Below are 962 nucleotides of genomic sequence, written 5' to 3' on the forward strand. Positions count from 1 at the left end.
GATCCCAGCCGAGCGCAGCCGGACGGCGGCGGTCGCAGGTGCGGATTACTGGAGTTCGGGTCGTGTCCGCCAATTCATCTCTCGCCGGCTGCTGCGAACGGTGCTGGTGGAGCGCAACTGGGTGGAGCGGACCGCAGATCCGATGCAGGTCATGCTCAATGCGCTCGATGCGGGTCAATCGCTCATCTTCTTTCCGGAGGGAACGCGTAACATGACGGAGCAGCCGCTGCTGAGGTTTCGTTCCGGCCTCTACAATCTTGCGGTTGCCCGGCCGGACGTCGAACTGGTTCCCTGTTGGATAGAGAACATGTCACGCGTTTTGCCCAAGGGTGCTCTTCTGCCCATACCACTGCTGTGCCGGGTCGTCTTCGGCGCGCCGGTGGCGCTTGACGAGGGAGAGGACCGTAAGGACTTTCTCGACCGTGCCCGCCAGGCTCTTCTGACACTTGCACCCCGAAAGGATGGAAACAGCCGATGAGCGACGATACCACGCGCCTTTTCTTTGGTCTGGTCGGCGTGCTCTCGACGGCGAGCGTCGTTGCAGGCATGTTATCCTGGCGCAGCCCGAAACCCCTGCCGTCGGCGCTGAACAATCTCAATGCGCGCATCAAGGCATGGTGGATCATGGTGGCGGGCATCAGCTTCGCCTTCCTGATGGGCACAGGCGGCGTGCTGCTGCTTTTCGCCTTCGTTTCATTCGCCGCTTTGCGGGAATACGTAACACTGACCAATACGCGCCATGCAGATCGCTGGACCTTGCTTGGCATGTTTCTGGTCATCATCCCGGTGCAATATTACCTGATCTGGATCGACTGGTATGGGCTCTATTCGATCTTCATTCCGGTCTATTGCTTCCTGGCCATGCCGGCTCTGACGGCGATGCGCGGCGACACTTCTCGTTTCCTCGAGCGTGTCAGTGAACAGCAATGGGGTATCATGCTTTCCGTGTACTGCATCAGTCA

General features: G+C 59.6%; 2 protein-coding genes. Both read left to right on the forward strand.

Annotation, left to right across the window (positions count from 1 at the left end; all coding sequences use genetic code 11):
• Positions 1 to 478 (forward strand): lysophospholipid acyltransferase family protein (locus AB4Z23_RS27225; RefSeq protein WP_441361149.1); only part of this gene is annotated, 478 nt, incomplete at its 5' end.
• The coding region (locus AB4Z23_RS27230; protein ID WP_441361150.1) for a phosphatidate cytidylyltransferase at positions 475 to 962 on the forward strand (488 nt) is incomplete at its 3' end. The genes AB4Z23_RS27225 and AB4Z23_RS27230, both read left to right, overlap by 4 nt.

The sequence above is a fragment of the Agrobacterium sp. MCAB5 genome (assembly GCF_052114365.1).
Classification (GTDB): Bacteria; Pseudomonadota; Alphaproteobacteria; order Rhizobiales; family Rhizobiaceae; genus Agrobacterium; species Agrobacterium tumefaciens.